The organism is Enterobacter sp. Bisph1 (assembly GCF_000814905.1).
GTDB lineage: Bacteria > Pseudomonadota > Gammaproteobacteria > Enterobacterales > Enterobacteriaceae > Kosakonia.
Genome location: NZ_JXAG01000003.1, coordinates 1 through 1,538, shown reverse-complemented (window position 1 = coordinate 1,538; position 1,538 = coordinate 1). Strand labels below are relative to the sequence as shown.

Annotated in this window: 2 protein-coding genes; both read right to left on the bottom strand. The window is 42.9% G+C overall.

Translation table 11 applies throughout. The annotated features are described in order from the left end of the window. A partial coding sequence (locus tag RW65_RS00025) for an Hcp family type VI secretion system effector (protein ID WP_039054642.1) occupies window positions 1–437 on the bottom strand: 437 nt, incomplete at its 3' end. Between the two features lie 223 nt (window positions 438–660). Continuing rightward, on the bottom strand, window positions 661–1,350 hold the full coding sequence (locus RW65_RS00020; protein ID WP_039054641.1) for a hypothetical protein: 690 nt from the start codon (window positions 1,348–1,350) through the stop codon (window positions 661–663). Between the last annotated feature and the right edge of the window lie 188 nt (window positions 1,351–1,538).

Genomic DNA, 1,538 nt, shown 5'->3' with positions numbered 1-1,538 from the left:
TTGCCTTCCGTATATTTCCAGGTAATCGCTTCGTAACGCATTTCGAGGGTTTCCAGATGGGTACTGCTCATACCGCCGGGAGAAAGATGAGGCGAGACCGTGGTGATTTTGACGTTGTCCAGAATGATATTGAAATACTCCGCTTCGATACCTGATTCCAGGATGCGGTACATTTTGATGGTCGCTTGCTTCAATGTTCGGCCTTCGCACACGGTGCGGTATAAGAGAGGAGTGGTCTGGTCGAAATCTTTTACTACCGTGATGGGCCGATGAATGCGTGTACTGGTCAATTTTCCCCAGCTCGGATCGACGGGGATAGTGACGCCGTGGGTAAAAGATTTCAACTCAATCGAGCCTAAACGCAGCGGCATTTKGCAGCTACCGATAATCGGTGAACCGTTCTCATCTTCAAGCCATAAATGTGCGGGAGTAGACATACAATATCCTTATAAAAAATTTTAGGGATCAGTAAGTGGAATTTAATTCAGGGTAAAATAAATATCATACATAGTAAGAACAACGGAACTAACCAAAGCGGGCTGTTTGGAAAAAAATAGCCCTGTGCTAAAGCAAAGATTATTGTCAGTAGGGTTGGGCCATACATTGAGGCTAATGATTTAAATATCCGAGCAAAAAATCTTTTGATTAAATTTAATATGCTCATTGAATCATCCGGGAGATAATGTTTGCTATATCTTCGTTTGAACTGGGTTGCTTAAACGCCCCCGCCTGATCAAATAAGGGTTCGATTAGGAAATACATCATTTCGAGTTCGCGAGCATATAATGCAGCGTAGAAGGCGGGATGCTGATATTGAAGACGATTAGCGCTATCTGCAGCCTTCTGGACGATTCCATATACGCCAACGACGCCTAAAACCCTGCCAGCCCAGCGCCCGGGCTTAGCACTCATTTCAAGGCTCATTTTCATACCCGCAGCGACTGAAAAAGCGACACCCATTGCAAATCCTTCTCTGGTGAGAGTGCTGCCGGCAATATGGATATTTACCGCCATTAGCTGATGTTTAATGTGTTCTAGTTGGTCATTAGTTTTATATTTTAGTATTTCATAAAAATAAATTTCAAACATTTCAATGATTACATTGCCGTGCTTAATAATGTATATGACACTGTTTCTGAATCGTAAGTCTTCGTTGTGTTGTTGTTTACAAACGTCTTGATACTCTTCTGTAAAACATGACGTGTAATAAAGCGCACGCGTTAAACCCGCTTCTAACGTATCAATCGAATCCGCAACCATCTCTCCCGTGCCCGTTAAAACGCGATCGAACTGGAGCGCCAGAATTTTATTATCCTGTAAATAACCGATGACTTCATCGTCGTAATACATCCTTGCTCCTTGCCGGTTTTCATCATGGCCAATCTATCAACGTGCTGAATACAGGAGTCTTTCAGTATTAACTATGCAGGTAATAATAGGTTCTGGTTTTGGCAAAACAGCCGTGGCGTCTGTTTTTTGAACAGGCCACGTTATATCAACAGATACTCTCTCGCGCTATACAGTGGAGTACTGAAAAT